24 protein-coding genes and 1 pseudogene are annotated in these 18,555 nt (G+C 65.3%); 16 read left to right on the forward strand and 9 right to left on the reverse strand.

What is annotated here, in order from left to right; all coding sequences use genetic code 11:
* The 9 genes from AC1HC7_RS07245 to AC1HC7_RS07285 all read left to right on the forward strand — a co-directional run.
* Positions 1-1,042, forward strand: a 1,042-nt coding sequence (locus tag AC1HC7_RS07245) for a ferritin family protein (protein ID WP_479498860.1), incomplete at its 5' end; no start/stop codon positions are given.
* A 77-nt stretch (positions 1,043-1,119) separates the two neighbouring features.
* Positions 1,120-1,389: a toluene-4-monooxygenase system B family protein gene (locus AC1HC7_RS07250; RefSeq protein WP_479498861.1), complete on the forward strand. Its 270-nt coding sequence runs from the start codon at positions 1,120-1,122 to the stop codon at positions 1,387-1,389.
* Positions 1,382-1,759, forward strand: coding sequence for a Rieske 2Fe-2S domain-containing protein (locus tag AC1HC7_RS07255; protein ID WP_479498862.1), 378 nt, complete (start codon positions 1,382-1,384; stop codon positions 1,757-1,759). The genes AC1HC7_RS07250 and AC1HC7_RS07255 overlap by 8 nt, the downstream gene beginning before the upstream one ends.
* 77 nt (positions 1,760-1,836) lie before the next feature.
* Positions 1,837-2,130: an MmoB/DmpM family protein gene (locus AC1HC7_RS07260; RefSeq protein WP_479498863.1), complete on the forward strand. Its 294-nt coding sequence runs from the start codon at positions 1,837-1,839 to the stop codon at positions 2,128-2,130.
* A gap of 23 nt (positions 2,131-2,153) precedes the next feature.
* Positions 2,154-3,176, forward strand: a complete 1,023-nt coding sequence (locus AC1HC7_RS07265) for an aromatic/alkene monooxygenase hydroxylase subunit beta (RefSeq protein WP_479498864.1) — start codon at positions 2,154-2,156, stop codon at positions 3,174-3,176.
* A gap of 76 nt (positions 3,177-3,252) precedes the next feature.
* Entirely contained in the window at positions 3,253-4,242 is a 990-nt protein-coding gene (locus tag AC1HC7_RS07270; RefSeq protein WP_479498865.1) for a 2Fe-2S iron-sulfur cluster-binding protein, read from the forward strand.
* Between the two features lie 52 nt (positions 4,243-4,294).
* Positions 4,295-4,777, forward strand: coding sequence for a luciferase domain-containing protein (locus AC1HC7_RS07275; RefSeq protein ID WP_479498866.1), 483 nt, complete (start codon positions 4,295-4,297; stop codon positions 4,775-4,777).
* Between the two features lie 36 nt (positions 4,778-4,813).
* Complete coding sequence (locus tag AC1HC7_RS07280; RefSeq protein WP_479498867.1) at positions 4,814-5,875, forward strand: alcohol dehydrogenase catalytic domain-containing protein; 1,062 nt, start codon at positions 4,814-4,816, stop codon at positions 5,873-5,875.
* Positions 5,872-6,279, forward strand: coding sequence for a 2Fe-2S iron-sulfur cluster-binding protein (locus AC1HC7_RS07285; protein WP_479498868.1), 408 nt, complete (start codon positions 5,872-5,874; stop codon positions 6,277-6,279). Before AC1HC7_RS07280 ends, AC1HC7_RS07285 begins: the two co-directional genes overlap by 4 nt.
* Before the next feature lie 64 nt (positions 6,280-6,343).
* On the opposite strand, the gene AC1HC7_RS07290 is transcribed toward AC1HC7_RS07285, so the two are convergent.
* A complete protein-coding gene (locus AC1HC7_RS07290) occupies positions 6,344-6,655 on the reverse strand; it encodes a hypothetical protein (protein ID WP_479498869.1) in 312 nt (103 codons plus the stop codon).
* Between the two features lie 233 nt (positions 6,656-6,888).
* On the opposite strand from AC1HC7_RS07290, the gene AC1HC7_RS07295 reads away from it, so the two are divergent.
* From AC1HC7_RS07295 to AC1HC7_RS07320, 6 genes are all read left to right on the forward strand, one after another.
* A complete protein-coding gene (locus tag AC1HC7_RS07295) occupies positions 6,889-8,169 on the forward strand; it encodes an ABC transporter substrate-binding protein (protein WP_479498870.1) in 1,281 nt (426 codons plus the stop codon).
* A gap of 64 nt (positions 8,170-8,233) precedes the next feature.
* On the forward strand, positions 8,234-8,956 hold the full coding sequence (locus tag AC1HC7_RS07300) for an ABC transporter ATP-binding protein (protein WP_479498871.1): 723 nt from the start codon (positions 8,234-8,236) through the stop codon (positions 8,954-8,956).
* Positions 8,953-9,666 carry an ABC transporter ATP-binding protein gene (locus AC1HC7_RS07305; RefSeq protein WP_479498872.1) on the forward strand — a complete coding sequence of 238 codons (714 nt, stop codon included), beginning with the start codon at positions 8,953-8,955 and terminating at the stop codon, positions 9,664-9,666. The genes AC1HC7_RS07300 and AC1HC7_RS07305 overlap by 4 nt, the downstream gene beginning before the upstream one ends.
* Positions 9,666-10,541 carry a branched-chain amino acid ABC transporter permease gene (locus tag AC1HC7_RS07310; protein ID WP_479498873.1) on the forward strand — a complete coding sequence of 292 codons (876 nt, stop codon included), beginning with the start codon at positions 9,666-9,668 and terminating at the stop codon, positions 10,539-10,541. Before AC1HC7_RS07305 ends, AC1HC7_RS07310 begins: the two co-directional genes overlap by 1 nt.
* Positions 10,538-11,554: a branched-chain amino acid ABC transporter permease gene (locus tag AC1HC7_RS07315; RefSeq protein WP_479498874.1), complete on the forward strand. Its 1,017-nt coding sequence runs from the start codon at positions 10,538-10,540 to the stop codon at positions 11,552-11,554. The genes AC1HC7_RS07310 and AC1HC7_RS07315 overlap by 4 nt, the downstream gene beginning before the upstream one ends.
* Positions 11,555-11,677: 123 nt before the next feature.
* Positions 11,678-12,064, forward strand: a complete 387-nt coding sequence (locus AC1HC7_RS07320; RefSeq protein WP_479498875.1) for a hypothetical protein — start codon at positions 11,678-11,680, stop codon at positions 12,062-12,064.
* On the opposite strand, the gene AC1HC7_RS07325 is transcribed toward AC1HC7_RS07320, so the two are convergent.
* From AC1HC7_RS07325 to AC1HC7_RS07360, 8 genes are all read right to left on the reverse strand, one after another.
* Positions 12,012-12,968 (reverse strand): glutathione S-transferase family protein, encoded by a 957-nt coding sequence (locus AC1HC7_RS07325; protein ID WP_479498876.1) that lies wholly within the window; start codon positions 12,966-12,968, stop codon positions 12,012-12,014. The two genes, AC1HC7_RS07320 and AC1HC7_RS07325, sit on opposite strands and share 53 nt — an antisense overlap.
* Positions 12,969-12,971: 3 nt before the next feature.
* Positions 12,972-13,841 (reverse strand): VOC family protein, encoded by an 870-nt coding sequence (locus tag AC1HC7_RS07330; RefSeq protein ID WP_479498877.1) that lies wholly within the window; start codon positions 13,839-13,841, stop codon positions 12,972-12,974.
* A gap of 4 nt (positions 13,842-13,845) precedes the next feature.
* The gene (locus tag AC1HC7_RS07335; protein WP_479498878.1) at positions 13,846-14,484 is read right to left on the reverse strand and encodes a glutathione S-transferase family protein; all 639 of its coding nucleotides are present in this window, start codon (positions 14,482-14,484) and stop codon (positions 13,846-13,848) included.
* A 23-nt stretch (positions 14,485-14,507) separates the two neighbouring features.
* A complete protein-coding gene (locus AC1HC7_RS07340) occupies positions 14,508-15,404 on the reverse strand; it encodes an MBL fold metallo-hydrolase (protein WP_479498879.1) in 897 nt (298 codons plus the stop codon).
* The gene (locus AC1HC7_RS07345) at positions 15,405-16,127 is read right to left on the reverse strand and encodes a 3-oxoacid CoA-transferase subunit B (RefSeq protein WP_479498880.1); all 723 of its coding nucleotides are present in this window, start codon (positions 16,125-16,127) and stop codon (positions 15,405-15,407) included.
* Between the two features lie 16 nt (positions 16,128-16,143).
* A complete protein-coding gene (locus AC1HC7_RS07350; RefSeq protein ID WP_479498881.1) occupies positions 16,144-16,824 on the reverse strand; it encodes a 3-oxoacid CoA-transferase subunit A in 681 nt (226 codons plus the stop codon).
* Positions 16,821-17,888 carry a thiolase family protein gene (locus AC1HC7_RS07355; RefSeq protein WP_479497418.1) on the reverse strand — a complete coding sequence of 356 codons (1,068 nt, stop codon included), beginning with the start codon at positions 17,886-17,888 and terminating at the stop codon, positions 16,821-16,823. The genes AC1HC7_RS07350 and AC1HC7_RS07355 overlap by 4 nt, the downstream gene beginning before the upstream one ends.
* Before the next feature lie 145 nt (positions 17,889-18,033).
* Complete coding sequence (locus AC1HC7_RS07360) at positions 18,034-18,261, reverse strand: hypothetical protein (protein WP_479498882.1); 228 nt, start codon at positions 18,259-18,261, stop codon at positions 18,034-18,036.
* Between AC1HC7_RS07360 and AC1HC7_RS07365 the strand changes: the two are divergent.
* A pseudogene (locus tag AC1HC7_RS07365) lies at positions 18,214-18,555 on the forward strand (hypothetical protein); the annotation flags it as partial. The gene AC1HC7_RS07360 and the pseudogene AC1HC7_RS07365 overlap by 48 nt on opposite strands.

An 18,555-nucleotide genomic window follows, 5' to 3' on the forward strand; every position in this document is an offset into this window, starting at 1 on the left:
CGACAAGGATCCGCAGATGGACTGGGCGCACAAGATGGCCCATTCCAACGAATGGGGGGCGATTGCCGCGCGGTCGCTGTTCGACGACATGTTCACCGCCAATGACGCGGTATCCACGGCGATCCAGTTGACCTTCACCTTCGAGACCGGATTTACCAACCTGCAGTTCCTCGGCATGTCCGCCGATGCCCTGCATGTGGGCGATATCGAATTCGGGGCGCTGATCTCCTCGATTCAAACCGACGAGGCGCGCCATTCCCAGCAGGGCGAACCGACGCTGAAGATCATGGTCGAGAACGGCCAGGGCGACGAAGCCCAGAAGATGGTCGATCAGATGTTCTGGCGTTCCTGGCGGATCTTCGGGCTGCTGACGGGGCTGTCGATGGACTATTACACCCCGCTCGAACACCGCACCATGAGCTTCAAGGAATTCATGACCGACTGGATCTGCCGCCAGTTCATGGACCAGTTCCAGGATCTGGGGATGAAGCTGCCGTGGTACTGGGAAGAACACTTCCTGCCCGAACTGGACAGCTACCAGCATGGCATGCATCTGGGCGTGTGGTTCTGGCGCCCGACCGTGTGGTGGAACCCGGATGCGGGCGTCTCCCCCGAAGAGCGCGACTGGCTGGAAGAAAAATATCCCGGCTGGAACGATACCTGGGGCAAGCACTGGGACGTCATCACCGACAATGTGCGCGCCGGCAACATGGAGCAGACCTATCCGCAGACCCTGCCGGTCGTCTGCAACTGCTGCCAGCTGCCGATCATATCGCCCGGCACTGCCGGCAAGGGCGCACGGGTGACTTCGCATAACGGGCGCAAGCTGACCTTCTGCTCCGAAGTCTGCGAATGGGTCTGGAAGAGCCAGCCCGAGCGCTACGACACCCAGCTGTCGATCGTCGATCGCTTCCTGGCCGGCCATATCCAGCCGCCCAACCTGGAAGGGGCGCTGAAATACATGGGCATAACCCCCGAGGTCATGGGCGACGACGCCGACAAATACGCCTGGGCGCAGCAGACCAGGCTGGCAGCCGAATAAGACAGGCTTTCGCCAAAGCGAAATAACCTCGCGCCGGGCCTGACCCGGTGCGGGGACAGGAGGAATCCGCCCGAAACATGGGCAAATGGGAGGACACGAACATGGCAATGGTTCCCTTGCAAGCAACCTGGCGCGACGATTTCGTGGTGCAACTGGTGCCGGTCGATGATGCCAACACCATGCCCGAAGTGGCTGCGGCCGTGGCCGTTCACGCGGTCGGCCTTCGGGTGCCGAAGGAAGATCGCCCGATGGGAGTCTGGCTGAACGGCGAACGCATCGACGACGCCAAGACTGTCGCCGAGGCCGGCATCGAGCCGATGGATTACATCGAGGCGGGCTATGTCTGAGGCCAGCCCTCTCGACTGGGTCAAGGCGACGACGCTTGACGATCTCTGGGAAGGCGATTTCGTCGATGCCGAGATCGAGGGCGAAGAGGTGATCATCATTCACATGGCCGGCGGCGAGATCCGCTGTTTCCAGGGCATGTGCCCGCATCAGGAAATCCTGCTCGCGGATGGCGATGTGGATTTTGAAAGCGGCACGATCACCTGTTCGGCCCATGAATGGCAGTTCGAGATGGACAGCGGCAAGGGGTTGAACCCCTCCGGCTGCCGGTTGTTCCGCTACGAGGTCAAGGTCGAAGGCGATGACGTGTTTGTCGGCGTGCCCACCGATGACCGTCTGCGCCGTCTGCGCCACGAAGCCGAGGATGCATGACATGCGGTCTCTGAGCGCCGACAGGAGGACCACGGGCAAAAGTCCGGCAGGTCCGGAACAACAGAAAGGATAACCAGATGAATACCGAACCAAAACTGGTCGGCCCGGTGATCCGGGGAGTCGATGAGGACATCATCAACGCGGTCATTGATGCCGCCGAGAAAGACAATCCCGGCAAAGACATCATGATCGACGATCGCGGTGGGTATGTCCGGATTCAGGCCGACGGCGCCATGACTTTGACGGAAGCCAGCATGGTCGAAATGCTCGGCCGTCCCTTCCGGCTCTCCGAGATGGAGCCGAGCCTGGTGTCGTTTGCCGGCCGGCTGACCACCGAAGATGACAAATGGGAATGGGCGCTTCACGCCTGAAGCGCGAATAGGGAGGATCAGACATGGCAGTCAAGTCAGGTGGGCGCAAGCGCAAGACACCCTGGAGTCTGTGGGAAGAGCGGCGCGTGCCCTCGGAATACGAGGCCGTCACCTACAAGTTTCATAACCACTTTCGCAAAGAGCCGGCCCCGTTCGAGCTTTCGAAAGACTGGTCGATCAACAAGTTCTACATCAAGAACCGCGAAAGTTCGCCCCTTGTGGCCGCGGTTGCGGATTGGGAAAAGTATCGCGACCCGCGGGCCTACACCTATCGCCGCTACATCGAGGATCAGAAAGAGCGCGAGGTCTATCTCGACAACCTGATCGACGATTTCGAGGCCAAGGATCACTATCGCTCGCTGTCGCCCGAGTATCTCGATTTTCTGCGCGACAGCTACATGCCGGCGCGTTTCCCCGGTCACGGGATGCAGATGAGCGCGGCCTATGTCGCCCAGATGGCGCCGTCGGCTTTCGTCACGAACATCCACTATTTCCAGATGGGCAACGAAATGCGACGCGTGCAACGGCAGGCCTATCTGGCCCAGGTGATCGCGATGGACAACGAGCGGCCCGACATTGCCGACAGCGACCGCACGCGTCGGACCTGGACCGAAGCGCCGCAATGGCAGGGCTTGCGCGAGTTGCTGGAAAAGCAACTGTGTGCCTATGATTTCGGCGAAGCCTTCGCCTCGCGCCAGCTGGTGATGCGCCCGTTGTTCGATTTTGCCTTCAACCACGAGATAGCGCGCATTGCCCAGGCCAATGGCGACGGGCTGACGGCCATGATGCATGACGACTTCCGGCAGCATGACGAGTCTTACGCGGTGGAAAACACCAAGGCGCTGGTCAAATATGCGACCGAAAACGGCGAAGGCAATGCGGATCTGCTGCGGGCCCATATCGACAAATGGATGCCGTTGGCAACCAAGGCGGCCGAGGGGCTGTCGGGGATGCTGGCCAGTGCCCCCAATGCCGAAAGCGAAGATGTGGTCGCTGCGCGGATGCACAAGTCGCTCAAAGCCTTCATCGCCGATTGCGGCCTGTAAGGCTCACATGCCAATCCCGGTCGCGGGGCCCATTCCCGGGCAGGCCCGCGACCGGTTCGATACGGACAACATGTAAATGGCTCATACCGTTACCCTTGAACCGAGCGGCGAAAGTTTTGCCGCGCGATCGGACGAGACGCTGTTGCAGGCGGCGCGGCGCGCGGGGATCGTGCTGCCGCATGAATGCGGCTGGGGCAGTTGCGGCACCTGCAAGGCGGTGCTGGTCGAAGGTGAGGTGGAGCTTCTCTTTCCCGACGCCCCCGCCGTCAGCCCGCGCGACGCGCGGCGCGGCCGGATCGTCACCTGTCAGGCGATGGCGCGCAGCGACCTGGTGCTCAAGCCGCCGGCGGGCTGGCAGGCAGCGCCGGGGCCGGCCTGTTGCGAACAGGTTGCGGAACTTGTCGGGGTCGAGGACCTGGCCCCCGATATCCGCCGCTTCACCTTTCGCCCCGAGGGCAGCGCGGATTTCCTGCCCGGTCAATATCTGATCGCCCATCTGGGCGATGGTCTGCGGCGCGCCTATTCGATGTGCAACCTGCCCGACGGCGAAATCTTGCAGATCATCTCCAAACGCTACGAGGGCGGGGCGGGCTCGAACGCGCTGGCGGCGCTGGAGCCGGGCGCGCGCATCACCATCGAGGCGCCGTTCGGCGCCTGCACCCTGCGGCAAAAGCCCGGCCGCACGGTTTTCGTGGCCGGCGGCACCGGCATTTCGCCGATCCTGTCGCTGGTGCGGCAGGCGGGCGCCGAAGGCCTTGATTTCGCCGCGCCGGTGGACGTGATCTACGGCGCGCGCGCGCCGGCCGATCTGGCAGCCGGCGAGGAACTGGCCGCGGCCACGGCACGGATCGCCGGGGCCAGCTATCGTCCCGTTGTCGAGGCGCCGGAGGATGGCTGGAGCGGTGAAACCGGGCGGACCACGGATTGCATCGCGGCACGGGACCATGACCCGCAGGACACGACCTTCTATGTCGCCGGCCCCCCGGTGATGGTCGATGCCGTCAAGGCGCAGCTGAAGGAGGCCGGCGTGCCGATCACCCGGATCAGGTTTGACAGTTTTGGCTAGGCGCGCGGTTTCCGAGGCCGAGATCTGGCGCATGGCGCCGGGTCTGCGGCGGATGTCCGCTCGCAGCGGCGAACGCCCCGTGCTGGATGCCGCCTGGCCCTGCCTGCAACGCGATCAGCGCGCACCGGCCGAAATCCTCGACGCGTTGCGTGACTATTGCGCGGGGCTCGAAGGCAGCCATGTCGTGCCGGCGCCCTTCGATGCGCCCGGCGAGGGGTTCGCGCTGGCGCAGGATCTCGCCCGCGGCCAGCCCGAAGCGTTCCTGTCCGAACCGGTCTGGGCCAATCTGCGCCCCGACGGGGCGCTGCATCTGGGGCTGAAACCGGAATGGGCGCAGAAGGTCATGGACAAGGGCTGGGTCACCATTCACCCCTTCGCTCGCTACATGGCCGGCGCCGTGCCGCCCCAGAGCCTGCTGGTGTACGCGCCGCGCAACGCAACGGAACTGGCGGTGATCAGGCGCATCGCACGCGCCGCCCATGACTACGCGGTCGGGAGGATCGACGGCGTGATCCTGCCCGATACGCGATGGTGATTTCACGACCGATCCGGCAACAGGGAGGAAGACAACATGAAAGCCGCCGTCTATTTCGGACCCGAGGATATCCGCACCATTGATGTGGATGACCCAACGATCACCGAACCGCATCAGATGCTGGTCAAGGTGCGCGCCACCTCGATCTGCGGGTCGGACCTGCATATCTGGCGCGGCACGCTGGACGAAGCGATGGGCAAGGGGCATTCGACGCTGGGCCACGAGCTTTCGGGCGAAGTGGTGGAAACCGGCGCCTCGGTCGGCCGGTTCAAGGCGGGTGACCGGGTCAGCATGGCCTATTCGGCCTCTTGCGGCGACTGCTACATGTGCCGCGTCGGCAATACCGCCCATTGCGAGACCACGAAATCGGCCGTTTATGGCTATGGCGTCGGCTTTGGCGATCTGAACGGAACCCAGGCGGACTATCTGGTCATCCCCCATGCGGACGCCCACACGATGAAGGCGGATGAGGCGCTGGACGACAGGCAGGTTCTGGCCTTGTCCTGCAATCTGCCGACCGCCGTTCTGGCCAACAAGCTGGTGGATGTGCAGATCGGCGAAAGCCTCGCCGTGGTCGGGCTGGGCCCCACCGGCATGATGGCGCTGGATCTGGCGATGAAGCGCAATCCGGGCAAGGTCTTTGCCTTCGATCCGGTCGAGCACCGGCGCAAGGCCGCGGCCGATCGCTATGGCGTGCAGGTCTTCGCGCCGGGCGAGGAGGGCGTCGAAGCGGTCAAGGCGGCAACGGCTGGGCGCGGCGCCGACAAGGTGATCGAGATGGTCGGCGCCGGCGACAGCCTCGATCTGTGCTATCAGCTGATCCGCGCGGGCGGCGCCATCGCGGGGCTGGGCGTGTTCACCGATACGGAACACAAGATGAATCTGCTCGACATCTTCTTCCGCGACATCACGTTGCACAAGCGCGGCTTCGCCTCGGTCTGGCCCGAGATGTGGGAAGCGCACCGGATGATCACCGAGGGCAAGATCACCCTGACCGAGATGTTCACCCATGACTTTTCGCTGGCGGATGCAGGCAAGGCCTACAGGACCTTCTCGGACAAGCTCGACAATGTGGAAAAGGTGGTGATTCGACCGTGAGCGCCGGGCGGCGGCACAAGGTTACGCTCGAGCGGCCCGAGGGTGTCATCACCTTCGAGGCCGACGAGGAGGAATACCTGCTCTATTCGCTGACGGATGCGGGGTTTGACAGCCCGCATATCTGCGAACAGGGCTGGTGCCTGGCCTGTGCCGCCCGCCTGATCGAGGGCAGGGTGGATCGGCGCGATGCGCTGACCCGTTACCCCACGGATGACGAGGCCGGTTTCGTCCTGCTGTGTTCGACCCGCCCCCTGTCCGATCTGCGACTTGCCCAGCATGTGACCCGGACCCGGCGCGAGATGACCCAGCTTCGGGTGGAAAACAACCAGTTGGCCCGCGCCTATCCGCCGGGCAAGCGCCATGGCTTTCGCCGTGGGCGGAATCTGAAGGCCGAAGAGGGCTGAAACGGCAGCGCCGCGCAGTCGCGCGGGAGGTCCCGCGTTTTCATGCAGGGCGCCCCGCCGCAATTCAGCGCGTGAACAGCATTTCGTGCGCGCACATCCGCCCGTCCCTGGTGTTGGCGACGCAATCGGTCATCTGGTCGCGCGCATCCGCGCCCATCGCCAGATGCGCCCCCGGCGGCGGCGGCCCCTTTTCGGCGATCATGGCAAAGATATTGTCGAAAAAGGCGGACGGCGCCGCCCAGGCCCGAACCTGTATCCAGCACCTGCTGGCCCGGTGCGATGGCCGACCTGGCCAGGAGATGCTCGGTCGCGGCGATCCCGCCGGTGTGACATTCGGGGTGAGCGCGCCTGTATCGATCCCGTTCGGATCTGCCATCGCCACTTTCCCTTCCGATCTGAATGCCGTTCCCGGTTTCCGGCGCAATTCCGAGTGCGGTCGCGGTTTTTCATTCAGCGTTGGTCACCCCGGGGCCGCCGCCCCAGAGGTATCGGTCAATACCGCAGGGGTCATTCTGAGCGCCGACATAGATGGGTAAGTTTCCTTGGCCGCGCGGTGGGGCGGCAGTTTTCCGTCGCGATTGCCGCCAAGCATATTCAGGGAGGAATACGATGAAAACGAAGATCAGCCGCAGGGGGTTCGCCAAGGGCGCGATGGCGCTTGGGGCGGCATCGGCCTTTCCGATGCCGGCAATCGCCAGACCCAAGAAGATCAAGATCGGCTTCGTCACGCCGCAAACCGGCCCGCTGGCGGCCTTTGCAGAGCCTGACGCCTTCACGCTGGCACGCATGAAGACGATCGTGGATGGCGGTTTCAACATCAACGGCAGCAAGCACGAGATCGAATTCGTCGTCCGTGACAGCCAGTCCAATGCCAACCGTGCCGCGACCGTGGCGCAGGAACTGCTGTTCGACGAGGAAGTGGACATCATCACCGCCACTGCGACCCCGGACACCACCAACCCGGTTGCCGACCAGGCCGAGCTCAACGGCACGCCCTGCGTGACCAACGACACGCCCTGGCAGCCGCATTTCTTCGGTCGCGGCGGCGATCCCAAGGTGGGTTTCGAGTGGACCTATCACTTCTTCTGGGGTCTTGAGGACATCATTTCGGTCTACGCCAACATGTGGGATCTTGCGACCTCGACCGGCAAGGTGGCCAAGGTCATCGGCGCGCTATGGCCCAACGACCCCGACGGCAATGCATGGGGCGACCCCGAGATCGGTTTCCCCTCGGTGTTGAAGGAACGCGGATACGAGATCGTCGATACCGGTCGCTATCAGGTGCTGACGGACGATTTCTCGGCCCAGATTTCCGCCTTCAAGGCGGCCGGAGTCGAAATCACCACGGGCGTGGTGCCGCCGCCCGATTTCACGACCTTCTGGTTGCAGGCGGCCCAGCAGGGGCTGAAATCCAAGGTCGGCACCTTCGCCAAGGCGACCGAGTTCCCGCAGGTGGTCAGCGCCGTCGGTGAAAAGGCCGAGGCGCTTTCGGTGGAAATCTGGTGGTCGCCGGATCACCCGTTCCAGTCGGGTCTGACCGGGCAGGGCTCGGGCGATCTGGCGCGCGAATACGAAAGGCAGACGGGCAATGTCTGGACCATGCCGCTGGGATTCAAGCAGGCGCTGTTCGAGGTGGTGCTGGATTCGCTCGCGCGCACCGAGGATCCGACCGATCCGGCCTCGATCCGCGATGCAATCGCGACAACCCGTTACCAGAGCCATGTCGGCCTGATCGACTTCCGCACCGGCCCGGTCCCCAACATCGCCAAGACGCCGCTGGTGGGCGGTCAGTGGTCAATGGCGGGTGAGCGGCCGGAGCTGAAGATCGTCGAGAATGCCGACCACCCGGATATCGCCACCACCGGTGAATTCCGCCTGATCGAGAGCTGATCGGGAAGCGCAAGGCTCCGGGGCGGCCTGTCGGTCGCCCCGCGATGCAAGGGATGGGGAACGGATGACGGACATTCTGGAAACTGAGAGCCTGTCCAAGGCATTCGGTTCGCTGGTTGTGACAGATGATGTTTCCCTGTCGCTGCCGGAAGGCCAGGCGCTGGGGATCATCGGACCCAATGGCGCGGGCAAGACCACCTTGTTCAACCTGATCTCGGGGGCTCTGACCCCCGATTCCGGAACGGTTCGGTTTGACGGAGCCGATATCACCGCCGCGCCCGACGCCGACCGCATCCGGGCCGGCATCGGGCGCACCTTCCAGATCCCGCACCCGTTTTCGGGGCTCAGCGTTTACGAAAACCTTCTGGTGGCGGCAGAATTCGGCGCCGGCGAAAACGAAGCCGAAGCGCGCGAAGGCTGCCGCGAAATTCTGGAGAACCTGAACCTCGCGTCGTTGGCCAACGTCCCGGCAGGGGCGTTGCGCTTGCTGGACCGCAAGCGGCTGGAACTGGCGCGTGCGTTGGCGACAAAGCCCCGGTTGCTGCTGCTGGACGAGATTGCCGGCGGGTTGACCGAACATGAAACATCCGAACTGGTCGAGGCGATCAACGCCCTGCATGCGCAGGGCGTGGCCATTGTCTGGATCGAACATGTGGTGCACGCGCTGATGGCGGTGGTCGAACGGCTGGTGGTGCTCGATTTCGGCCGGATCATCGCCGATGGCGCGCCAGTCGCCACGTTCAACGATCCGAAAGTCCAGGAAATCTACATGGGGATCGAGGCATGAGCGGACCGATCCTGCGGATGGCGGATGTGGACGCCTTTTATGGCGACTTTCAAGCCCTGTTCGGTGTCGATCTGGGCATCGCGCCGGGCGAGGCCGTGGCCCTGATCGGGGCCAATGGGGCGGGCAAGACGACGCTGTTGCGCACCATCTGCGGTCTGCTGCCGGCGTCGGGGCAGACGATCCGCCTGTCGGGACGGATGATTGCCGGGCTGGATGCGCACGAGATCGCCCGGCTCGGCGTGGCCATGTCGCCGGAGGGGCGACGGCTCTTTGCGTCACTGACTGTGGCCGAGAACATCGAAACGGGCGGTTACCGTGGATTGTCGGGCCCTTGGGACAGGCGTCGGGTGGAAAAGCTGTTTCCGATCCTTGCCGAAAAGGCGCAGGTCCCTGCAACCCGGATTTCCGGGGGGCAGCAACAGATGGTGGCGATCGCCCGGGCCTTGATGCGCAACCCGCGGCTGTTGCTGCTGGATGAGCTCAGCCTTGGGTTGGCTCCCGCCGTGATCGAGGAAATCTATGCCGCCCTGTCCGATATTCAGGCCGAGGGCACGGCGATCTTGCTTGTTGAGCAAGACATTTCCCGCGCATTGGGCGCAACGTCGCGGTTCTACTGCCTGCAGGAAGGGCGGGTGAGCCTGACCGGAAGCTCTCGCCAGGCCGACCGTGCGGCGATCAAGGCCGCGTATTTCGGGCAGGAGGCCGCCTGATGATTGTCGATATTTCCAACACGCTGTTGCAGGGCATTCTGCTGGGCGGGCTCTACGGGCTGTTCGCGGCCGGGCTTTCGCTGATGTTCGGGGTGATGCGGCTGGTCAATCTGGCGCATGGCGATTTCATCGTGCTGGCGGCCTACATGGCCATGGTCGTGGTCACCACGCTGGGGCTGCATCCGCTGGCGGTCTTGGTGTTCGTGGCGCCGCTGATGGCAGGTTTCGGCTATGTCGGGCAACGGGCGGTGCTCAACCGGGTGATGTCGGCGGGGCTGTTGCCGCCGCTGATGGTGACTTTCGGTCTGTCGATCATCCTGCAGAACGTGCTGCTGGAAGTATTCAGCGCCGACAGCCGGCGCTTGCAGATGCCCGGGCTGGACACCGCTTCGGTAACGCTGCCGGGGGGGATCACGCTGGGGCTCGTGCCGTTGCTGCTGTTTGCTGTGGCGGTGGCGGTTCTGGCGGCGCTGGGCTGGTTCTTTCGTCACACGGTGACCGGGCGGCTGCTGCGCGCGGTTTCGGATGATCCCGAGATCGTCGGCCTGATGGGGGCCGACCGGCGCCATCTTTACGCGGTGGCCACGGCGCTGGCCTCGGCGGTGGTGGCGGTGGCCGGCGTGCTGATGGCGGTCAAGACCAATTTCGATCCGCTGTCGGGGCCGACGCGGCTGCTGTTTGCCTTCGAGGCGGTGATCATCGGCGGCATGGGCAGCCTGTGGGGCACGCTGCTGGGCGGGGTGATCCTGGGGCTTGCGCAGGTGATCGGTGCGCGCATCGACCCGGGGCTGCAGATCCTGGCGGGCCATGCGGCCTTCCTGGCGATCCTGGCGATCCGGCCCGAGGGCCTGCTTGGGCAGGGAAGAAGCAGATGAATTCGAAATTCGAGAACCCGCTCGCCGGCATGGATCGATCGGCCCGCGCCACTTTCTACGCGATGAGCGCGCTTGTCATTCTGCTGGCGCTGGGGCCCTGGTGGGCTTCGCGCGGGACCATGCGGCTGCTGGTGGAATTCTTTTACATGCTCTCGCTGGCGCAGCTGTGGAATCTGCTGGCCGGGTTCGTCGGGCTGATCTCGGTCGGGCAACAGGCTTTCGTCGGGCTGGGGGGCTATCTGCTGTTTGCGTTGGTGATCCTGGCCGGCGTGCCGGTGCTGGTGGCGCTGCCGATTGCGGCCATCGCCACGGCTTTGCTGGCGGCGCCGTCGGCAAAGCTGCTGTTCCGCATGCAGGGCGCCTATTTCGCCATCGGGTCCTGGGTGGTGGCCGAGGTGTTCCGCCTGCTTGCCGCACAGGTGAGCGCGTTGGGCGGCGGTTCGGGCATCTCGCTGCCGGCGAAATTCGTCAAGGCGATTTCGGCGTCGCGCTGGCTGCGCGAAAGCACGATCTACTGGATCGCGCTGGCCATCCTTGTGGTGGTGGTGATGGGCATGTGGCTGCTGTTGCGTTCCAGCACCGGGCTGGCGCTGGCGGCGGTGCGCGACGACGAAGAGGGCGCGCGTGCCTCGGGGGTGCAGGTCGAGCGCATCAAGTTTCGCGTCTTTGTCGGCGTGGCGCTGCTCACCGGCCTGATCGGCGGGCTGATCTTCGTGCACAAGCTGCGGATTACGCCAGAGGCGGCGTTCTCGGTCACCGACTGGACGGTGATCGTGATGTTCATCGCGGTGATCGGCGGGATCGGCTCGATCGAGGGGCCGATTCTGGGGGCGATCGCCTATTTCGTGTTGCGCGAACAACTGGCCGACCTGGGCAACTGGTTCTTCGTGATCCTTGGTTTTGCCACCATTGCCATCATGCTTTATGAACCGCGCGGCCTTTGGGGGCTGGTGCAGCGCTGGCGCCCGACGGTGCTGTTCCCGACCCAGCGGCGGTTGCCGCCGCCCGGCTAGGAGGAGCCCGCGTCGGGCGGCGTTGGACCCGCCAATCCGTTGATGCGCCTGCCGGCGGTGGCGAACCGGGTCTGGCAACGGGTGCTTCGACCCGGGCGTTGCCGGGACGAGGACCTGCTGTCGATGATCGCCGAAGAGGAAAGCGGAACCGCGCTTGGCGATCTGCTTTCATGCTATCGGATCGGCCCGAACAGCTATGCGCGGCACAAGAAACGTCTGGCAGGTCTGCAGGTCAGCGATCTGGAACGCCTGCGCGCGCTTGAGGCGGACAATGCCGACCTGAAGGCGGCCCTGGCCGAACAGATGGTGGAAAACGCCAGCATCAAGGCCGTGCCGGCCGAACAGGCGCTGGAAATTTCGCGGCTGAAGGCGGGGCGCAAGCCGGGCCGACCGCCAGGAGGGGCTCCCGATGGGCGGCGCTTGATGGGCGCCGCGTGCGGGCAGGCCTGTCAGGCGATCAGGGCAGGCGGGGCCAGGCCGGCCCCAGCGGCACGATGCCGGTGGGGTTGATCGCCTTGATCGAATAATAGCCCTGCTTGATGTGGTCGAGATCGGTCGCCTTGCGAAAGGCCTCCACAGCCAGGGCACGCTCGACAAGGCCGCGCAGGGCGGGAAAATCGGAAATCCGCTGCCGGTTGCACTTGAACAGCCCATGATAGGCGGGATCGAAGCGGATCAGGGTGACGAACAGGCGGATGTCCAGCTCGGTCAGGCGCGCGCCCATCAGCCAGTCGCGCCCGTCCGAAAGCCGCGCTTCCAGCGTGTCCAGCATGGAAAAGACATCGCCATAGGCCTCGTCATAGGCCTCTTGCGTCTGGGCGAAACCGGCACGGTAGACGCCGTTGTTGAGCCGCTGATACATCTCGCCCGCCAGCGCGTCGATTTCTTCGGCCTGATCGGCGGGGCGCAGGTCGTGGGCGCTGCTGGCCAGCGTGCCGAAACCCTTGTCGAAGATGCGCAGGATGTCGGCGCTTTCGTTGTTGACGATGGCGCCGGCCTTCCTGTCCCACAGCACCGGCACGGTGGCGCGCCCGGTGAAATTCGGATCGGCCATGGCATAGAGCTCGTGCACATAGTCGACGCCATTGACGTGATCCGGGGTGGCGCCGGGCCAGCCGCCGAAACGCCAGCCCTGATCGGTCAGGAACGGGTCGCTGATCGACAGGCTGACCACGTTTTCCAGCCCCTTGAGGCGGCGCGCAATCAGCGTGCGGGCGGCCCAGGGGCAGATCAGCGCGACATAGAGGTGATAGCGGTCGGGTTCGGCGGGAAAGGCCTCCTGCCCCTCGGGACCGGGCTGGCCGTCCGGTGTGATCCAGCGGCGAAACGGCGCGCTTTGGCGCAGGAAGCGGCCCTTGTCGTCGGCCTTTTGAAACGGGTGCCAGGCCCCGGACCATCTTCCGTCAACCAGCATGGGTCACTCCTTTGTGATGCGTATGGCGATGCGCCACGGATCGCGCAGAACCAGGGTGTCAGCGCCGATTTCGGCGGGGATCTTCGCCGCCTCCAGCCGCTCGGCGAGGGCCTGAAAGGTTTCGCTGTCGCGGGTGCGGAACTCGACCTCGCGAAGGCCCGTCAGGTTCCCGACCCGTTTGGGCGCGCCCCGGCTGTTCCAGACATTGGCCGCCACATGGTGATGATAGCCGCCGGTGGCATAGAAGCTGGCGCCGGGATAGCGGGTGGCAAGATCCAGCCCCATGATTTCATGCCAGAAACGGTCGGCATCGGCCAGGTCTCCGACCTGCAGATGCACATGGCCCAATGCGCCTTCGGCCGGAAAGCCCTGCCAGGGGCGGTTTGCCGCCCCGGCAAGCGCGTTCAGGTCCAGCGGGCCGGTGCTCATCCGGATCAAGCCGTCGGGTCCGCGCCATTGCGCCGGGGGGCGGTCCGCGTAAACCTCGACGCCGTTGCCCTCGGGGTCGGTCAGATAGACGGCCTCGCTGACGATGTGATCGGAGGCGCCCGCAATCGGCGCGTGGGCCTTGGCAGTGTGGATCAGCCAGGCGCCGAGGCTGGCGCGGTCGGGCAGCAGGAAGGCGGCGTGGAACAGCCCCGCCGCGCGTGGCCCGGCGGGGATCAGGCCCGGGCGGGTTTCCAGATGCAACAGCGCGCGTCCCCCGCTTCCCAGCGAGGCGTGGGTGGCGGTTCCGTCCAGAACATCCAGCCCGATGATCTTCTGGTAGAAGTCCGCCGCCTGTGCCAGGTCGCGCACCATCAGCCGGATTGCGCCGGGGCGCAGCGACGCGTCGATGGCCGGGCTGGAGGCGGAATTTTGCCGGGTGCTCATTGCATCACGCGTCGGGGCGCGGGTCGTCGCGGAAAGTGGTGGCCTGCAAGGACGGGCGGCGCATCACCTCGGCATGCCAGGCGGCAAGCTTCGGGCGGCCCTTCTGCCATTCCTCGTGCGAGAAGCGGAAATCGAGATAGGCCAGCGCGGTTGCAATCGCCAGATGGCCGATGTCGAAGGGGCGGGCGGCGATCTCGTCGATATGGGATTCGAGCCAGTCGGCCACCGAATGCATCTTGCGCCGGTAGACCGCGATCATGTCCTGGGATCGTTGCGCCTCGGGGCGCAGGCGTTCCTCGACCAGCCAGGGCAGGGCGACATCCATCAGCCCGTTGCCCGTGGCCTCGTCGCGCAGGGCGATCATGCGGGTTTCGAAGTCTGCAGGAAACAGGCGCGGGCCGGTCTGACCCACGTTGTCGGCCCATTCGCAGACCACGCGCGAATCCCAGATTGCCGGCCCGTCGTCGCGCTCCAGCGTCGGGATCTTGCTGAGCGGGTTGATCTGCATCAGCGCGTCATGCGGGATCAGCGGATCGGCATGGGTGCGCAGGGTTTCGACCTGATCGGCCAGGCCCTTTTCGTGCAGCGCCACCATGGCCTTGCGCACATAGGGCGAACGGGGGGACCAGTGCAGGATTGTCATTCGTCTTCTCCCTGTTTCGAGTTTCAGCTGGCGGGCCAGTCCGCGCCTTCGAAGCGATAGCCGTCGCCGTGGCGGCGGATGCAACCGCACCAGGGCGCGCCGAAATGCATCGGCATCATAAGCGTGCCCTGCTCGGCGGCCTCGGCCAGCACACGGGCGCGGGTCTGGCGCGCGACCTCGGGCAAGGCGCAATAGGATGTGTTGATCTCGGGGTGCGCGATCTGGATCGGGGAATGGAACACATCGGCGCAGAAAAAGCCTTCGTCCGCACCCTCTCCGATGCGATAGCCGGTCATGCCGACGGTGTGGCCGGGCGCCGGCTCGGGGCGCAGGATGCCGGCGACTTCGGTCGCGTTCTCTTCCAGAAACGCGGCCTGACCGGCCTCGACGATGGGCAGCACGCTGTCGGTCCAGCTTTCCTCGACCAGCGCGTCGCTGTCGTTTTCCAGAAGCTGGGCGTAATGGTCGAATTCCTTGCGTGGCATGACATGGGTGGCATTGGGGAAGGCGGGGCGCCAGCCACCGCCATCGGGCAGGGTGTTCCAGCCGACGTGATCCACATGCAGATGGGTATGCACCACATGGGTCACGGCCTCGGGGGCGGCGCCGGCGGCCTCCATCCATTCCAGCACCCGGTTGTTGAGCCGGGCCATGCGCGGCGCCGCGCGCGGCTTGGCATTGCCGACGCCGCTGTCGATCAGGATGGTTTTCCCATCAACCTGCACCATCCATATCTGGATGGTGACGATCAACCGGTTCATGTGGGCGATATAGTGATTGGGGGCGAGCCAATGGGCCTCGGCATCCAGCACCGATTGGCTCAGCTCGGGAAACAGGAAGGCCGGGTCATGGGTGGGCGCAGAATATTCCAGCACCCGGGTGATGCGGGCATCGCCGATCTGCCGTGATTGGATGAACATTCAGCCTTCTCCTTGCGGTTGCCGGGGCAGAGGGCGGCCGCCCCCTTTTGCGTTTCTGCTCGCCTGTCTGGCGTCGATCAAAGGGGCGGCGGTGAGGCTTTGCAGCTCGGACAGGGTCATGCCGTCCACGATCTCGATCACCTCGAAGCTGCGCTCGCTGACATGGACTACCGCGAGATCGGTATAGATGCGGGTGACCACGCCCGAGGCGGTCAGCGGGTAGGAGCAGCTTTCCACCAGGCGCGGCGCGCCGTCGCGGGTGACATGGGGCATGGCGACCCAGATGCGTCTGGCCCCCACGGCAAGGTCCATCGCGCCGCCCACCGCCGGGGCCTTGTCATTGGCCGATGTGGCCCAGTTTGCGATGTCGCCATTGGCCGCCACCTCGTAGGCGCCCAGCACGCACAGGTCCAGATGCCCGCCGCGGATCATCGCGAAACTGTCGGCGTGGTGAAAGAACGACCCGCCGGGGCGCAGGGTGACATGCTGTTTGCCGGCATTGATCAGCCAGGGGTCCGTGGCGTCCTCGGCCGGGGCGGGGCCCATGCCCAGCAGGCCGTTTTCCGACTGGAAGATCACTTCGCGATCCCCGGGCACGTGATCCGCCACCAGCGTCGGCACACCGATGCCGAGGTTGACATACCAGCCCTCGGGGATGTCCCGGGCGATCCGGGCGGCGATCTCGTGGCGCGTGCGGCGGGCAATATCGGCTGTTGCAGTCATTGGCTGCGCTCCTTTTTCATTCCACCGGATCACCGCAGGGCAGATGCAGCACCCGATCCACATAGATGCCCGGCGTGACGATGCATTCTGGGTCCAGTTCGCCCACCTCGGCCATGTGCTGGGTCTGGCAGATGGTGGTCCTGGCGGCCATGGCGCAGACCGGGTTGAAATTGCGCCCGGCAGCGCGGAAGGTGAGGTTGCCCAGCCGGTCGGCCCGCCAGGCCTCGACCAGCGCGAAATCGCCCGGCAGCGCCTCTTCCAGTACGCAAGCCACGCCGTTGATGACCCGCTCTTCCTTGCCGCGCGCGATCTCGGTGCCCGCGCCGGTGGGGGTGTAGAACGCCGGCAGGCCCGCACCGGCGGCGCGCATGCGCTCGGCCAGGGTGCCTTGGGGAACCAGTTCAAGCTCGATCTTGCCGGCGGCATAGAGCTCTTCGAAGGCGGTCGAGCCGGCGATGCGCGGGTAAGAGCAGATGATCTTGCGCACCAGCCCCGCTTTCAGCAGCCGCGCCAGGCCGACATCGCCATAGCCGGCATTGTTGGCCACGATCACCAGATCGCGCGCCTCGGTTTCCAGGATGCCCTCGATCAGCTGCACCGCCTGCCCGACAGAGCCGAAACCGCCCAGCAGCAGCGTCGCGCCGTCATGCAGGCCTTCGAGCGCCTCGGCGATGCTTGCAACCCGTTTGTCCATCATTGCGCGGTTCTCTCCATTTGTCCCGTCACGCGGCGCGTTCGAACACCGCCGCCATCCCCTGACCGCCGCCGATGCACATGGCGGCCAGCCCGCAGCGGCCCTGACGGCGTTCCGGTTCGTGCAGCAGGGCAGTGACCATGCGCAGCCCCGTGGCCCCGATCGGACGCCCCAGCGAAATGCCCGAACCGTTGGGGTTCAGCCGCTCGGGATCGTTCCGGTCCCGGGCCTTGAGCGCCGCCGGAACCTGCGCGGCGATCGCCCTTGCGCCGGGGCGCCTCGAGCGGCGCCGCCTCGGCATCGAAACGCCCCGCGTCCCATGCGGCGGCGGCGCGCTGATGGCTGCGCGTGGCAAAGGCATCGGCCTCTTCGCGGGTGATGCCGCATTTGCGCGCAGGGTTCCCGGCTGTTTCGATCAGCCCGGAAATCCTGCCATAGCGCCATTCGGGTTGCGAGCGCTCGCGCCCGCGATCCAGCCGGTCATAGAACTGCGCATTGCCCGCGCGCGCCCCCCAGCGCATGCCGGCGGTGCAATGCTCGATGTTGCTCATCGATTCGACGCCGCCGGCCAGCACCACGTCGGCGGCGCCGGTCTGCGCCATCATGGCTGCGGTGCCGAGCGCCTGCAACCTGCTGCCGCAGCGCCGGTCGATCCGGATGCCGGGGATCTCTTCGGGCAGGCCGGCCTCCAGCGCCACCCAGCGGCCGATGCAGGGGGCCTCGGAATTGGCGCAGGACTGGGCGAAGATCAGCTCTTCGATGCGGGCCGGGTCGATGCCGCTTTGCGAGACGACGGCCCTGGTCGCATGGGCGCCAAGCTTCTCTGCGGTCAGAGGACGCAAGGCGCCGCCGAAGGTTCCGACCGGGGTTCGCAGGGGGGGAATGATCGCGGTTTTTGCATGTGCGTTCAAATCTCTTGTTGTTGGATCGAGGCCGACGCGCCGCGCCTCGGCTGTTGCAGGAACGACTTTGGGAGGGCCGCTCTTTTTGCACTGATTAATGAATGACCGGAAACCGCGCGAGGTATGCGGTGATACCGAAAAGGCGGATTGCCCGTTGCGGGGCATTGGATATTGCAGAAATCCGGGCGCCGCCCAGGACGCCGTTGCGGCGCGTTGGCAGGCGGCGCACATCGCGCGATCAAAATGGGACGGGCGCCAGCGAACGCACCGTGAAATACGGGTTCGCGGGCGAGCGCGTGCCAAGCGGCGATCACTTGATTTCACTCGCGCGACAGCCGCCGAAACGCCAGCCCCGATCGGTCAGGAACGGGTCGCTGATCGACAGGCTGACCACGTTTTCCAGCCCCTTGAGGCGGCGCGCAATCAGCGTGCGGGCGGCATGGAAGCTGGCGCCGGGATAGCGGGTGGCAAGATCCAGCCCCATGATTTCATGCCAGAAACGGTCGGCATCGGCCAGGTCTCCGACCTGCAGATGCACATGGCCCAATGCGCCTTCGGCCGGATTGCGCCGGGGCGCAGCGACGCGTCGATGGCCGGGTTGGAGGCGGAATTTTGCCGGGTGCACATTGCATCACGCGTCGGGGCGCGGGTCCGGGCCTGGGCCGATGACTGCAACGAAGAAAGGCCTCATTCGGCGCTCGGCTGCCAGACGCCAAAAGCATTTGCCGAGCGCCTGTTCACCGCAACCGACAGCCACGCTGCGCCAGATGAAAGCTCCGCGCAGCTGCCGGTTGCTCAACCTGCGCCAATCGGCGTATCAACCCAAAGGGCT

Source organism: Oceanicella sp. (genome assembly GCF_056449545.1).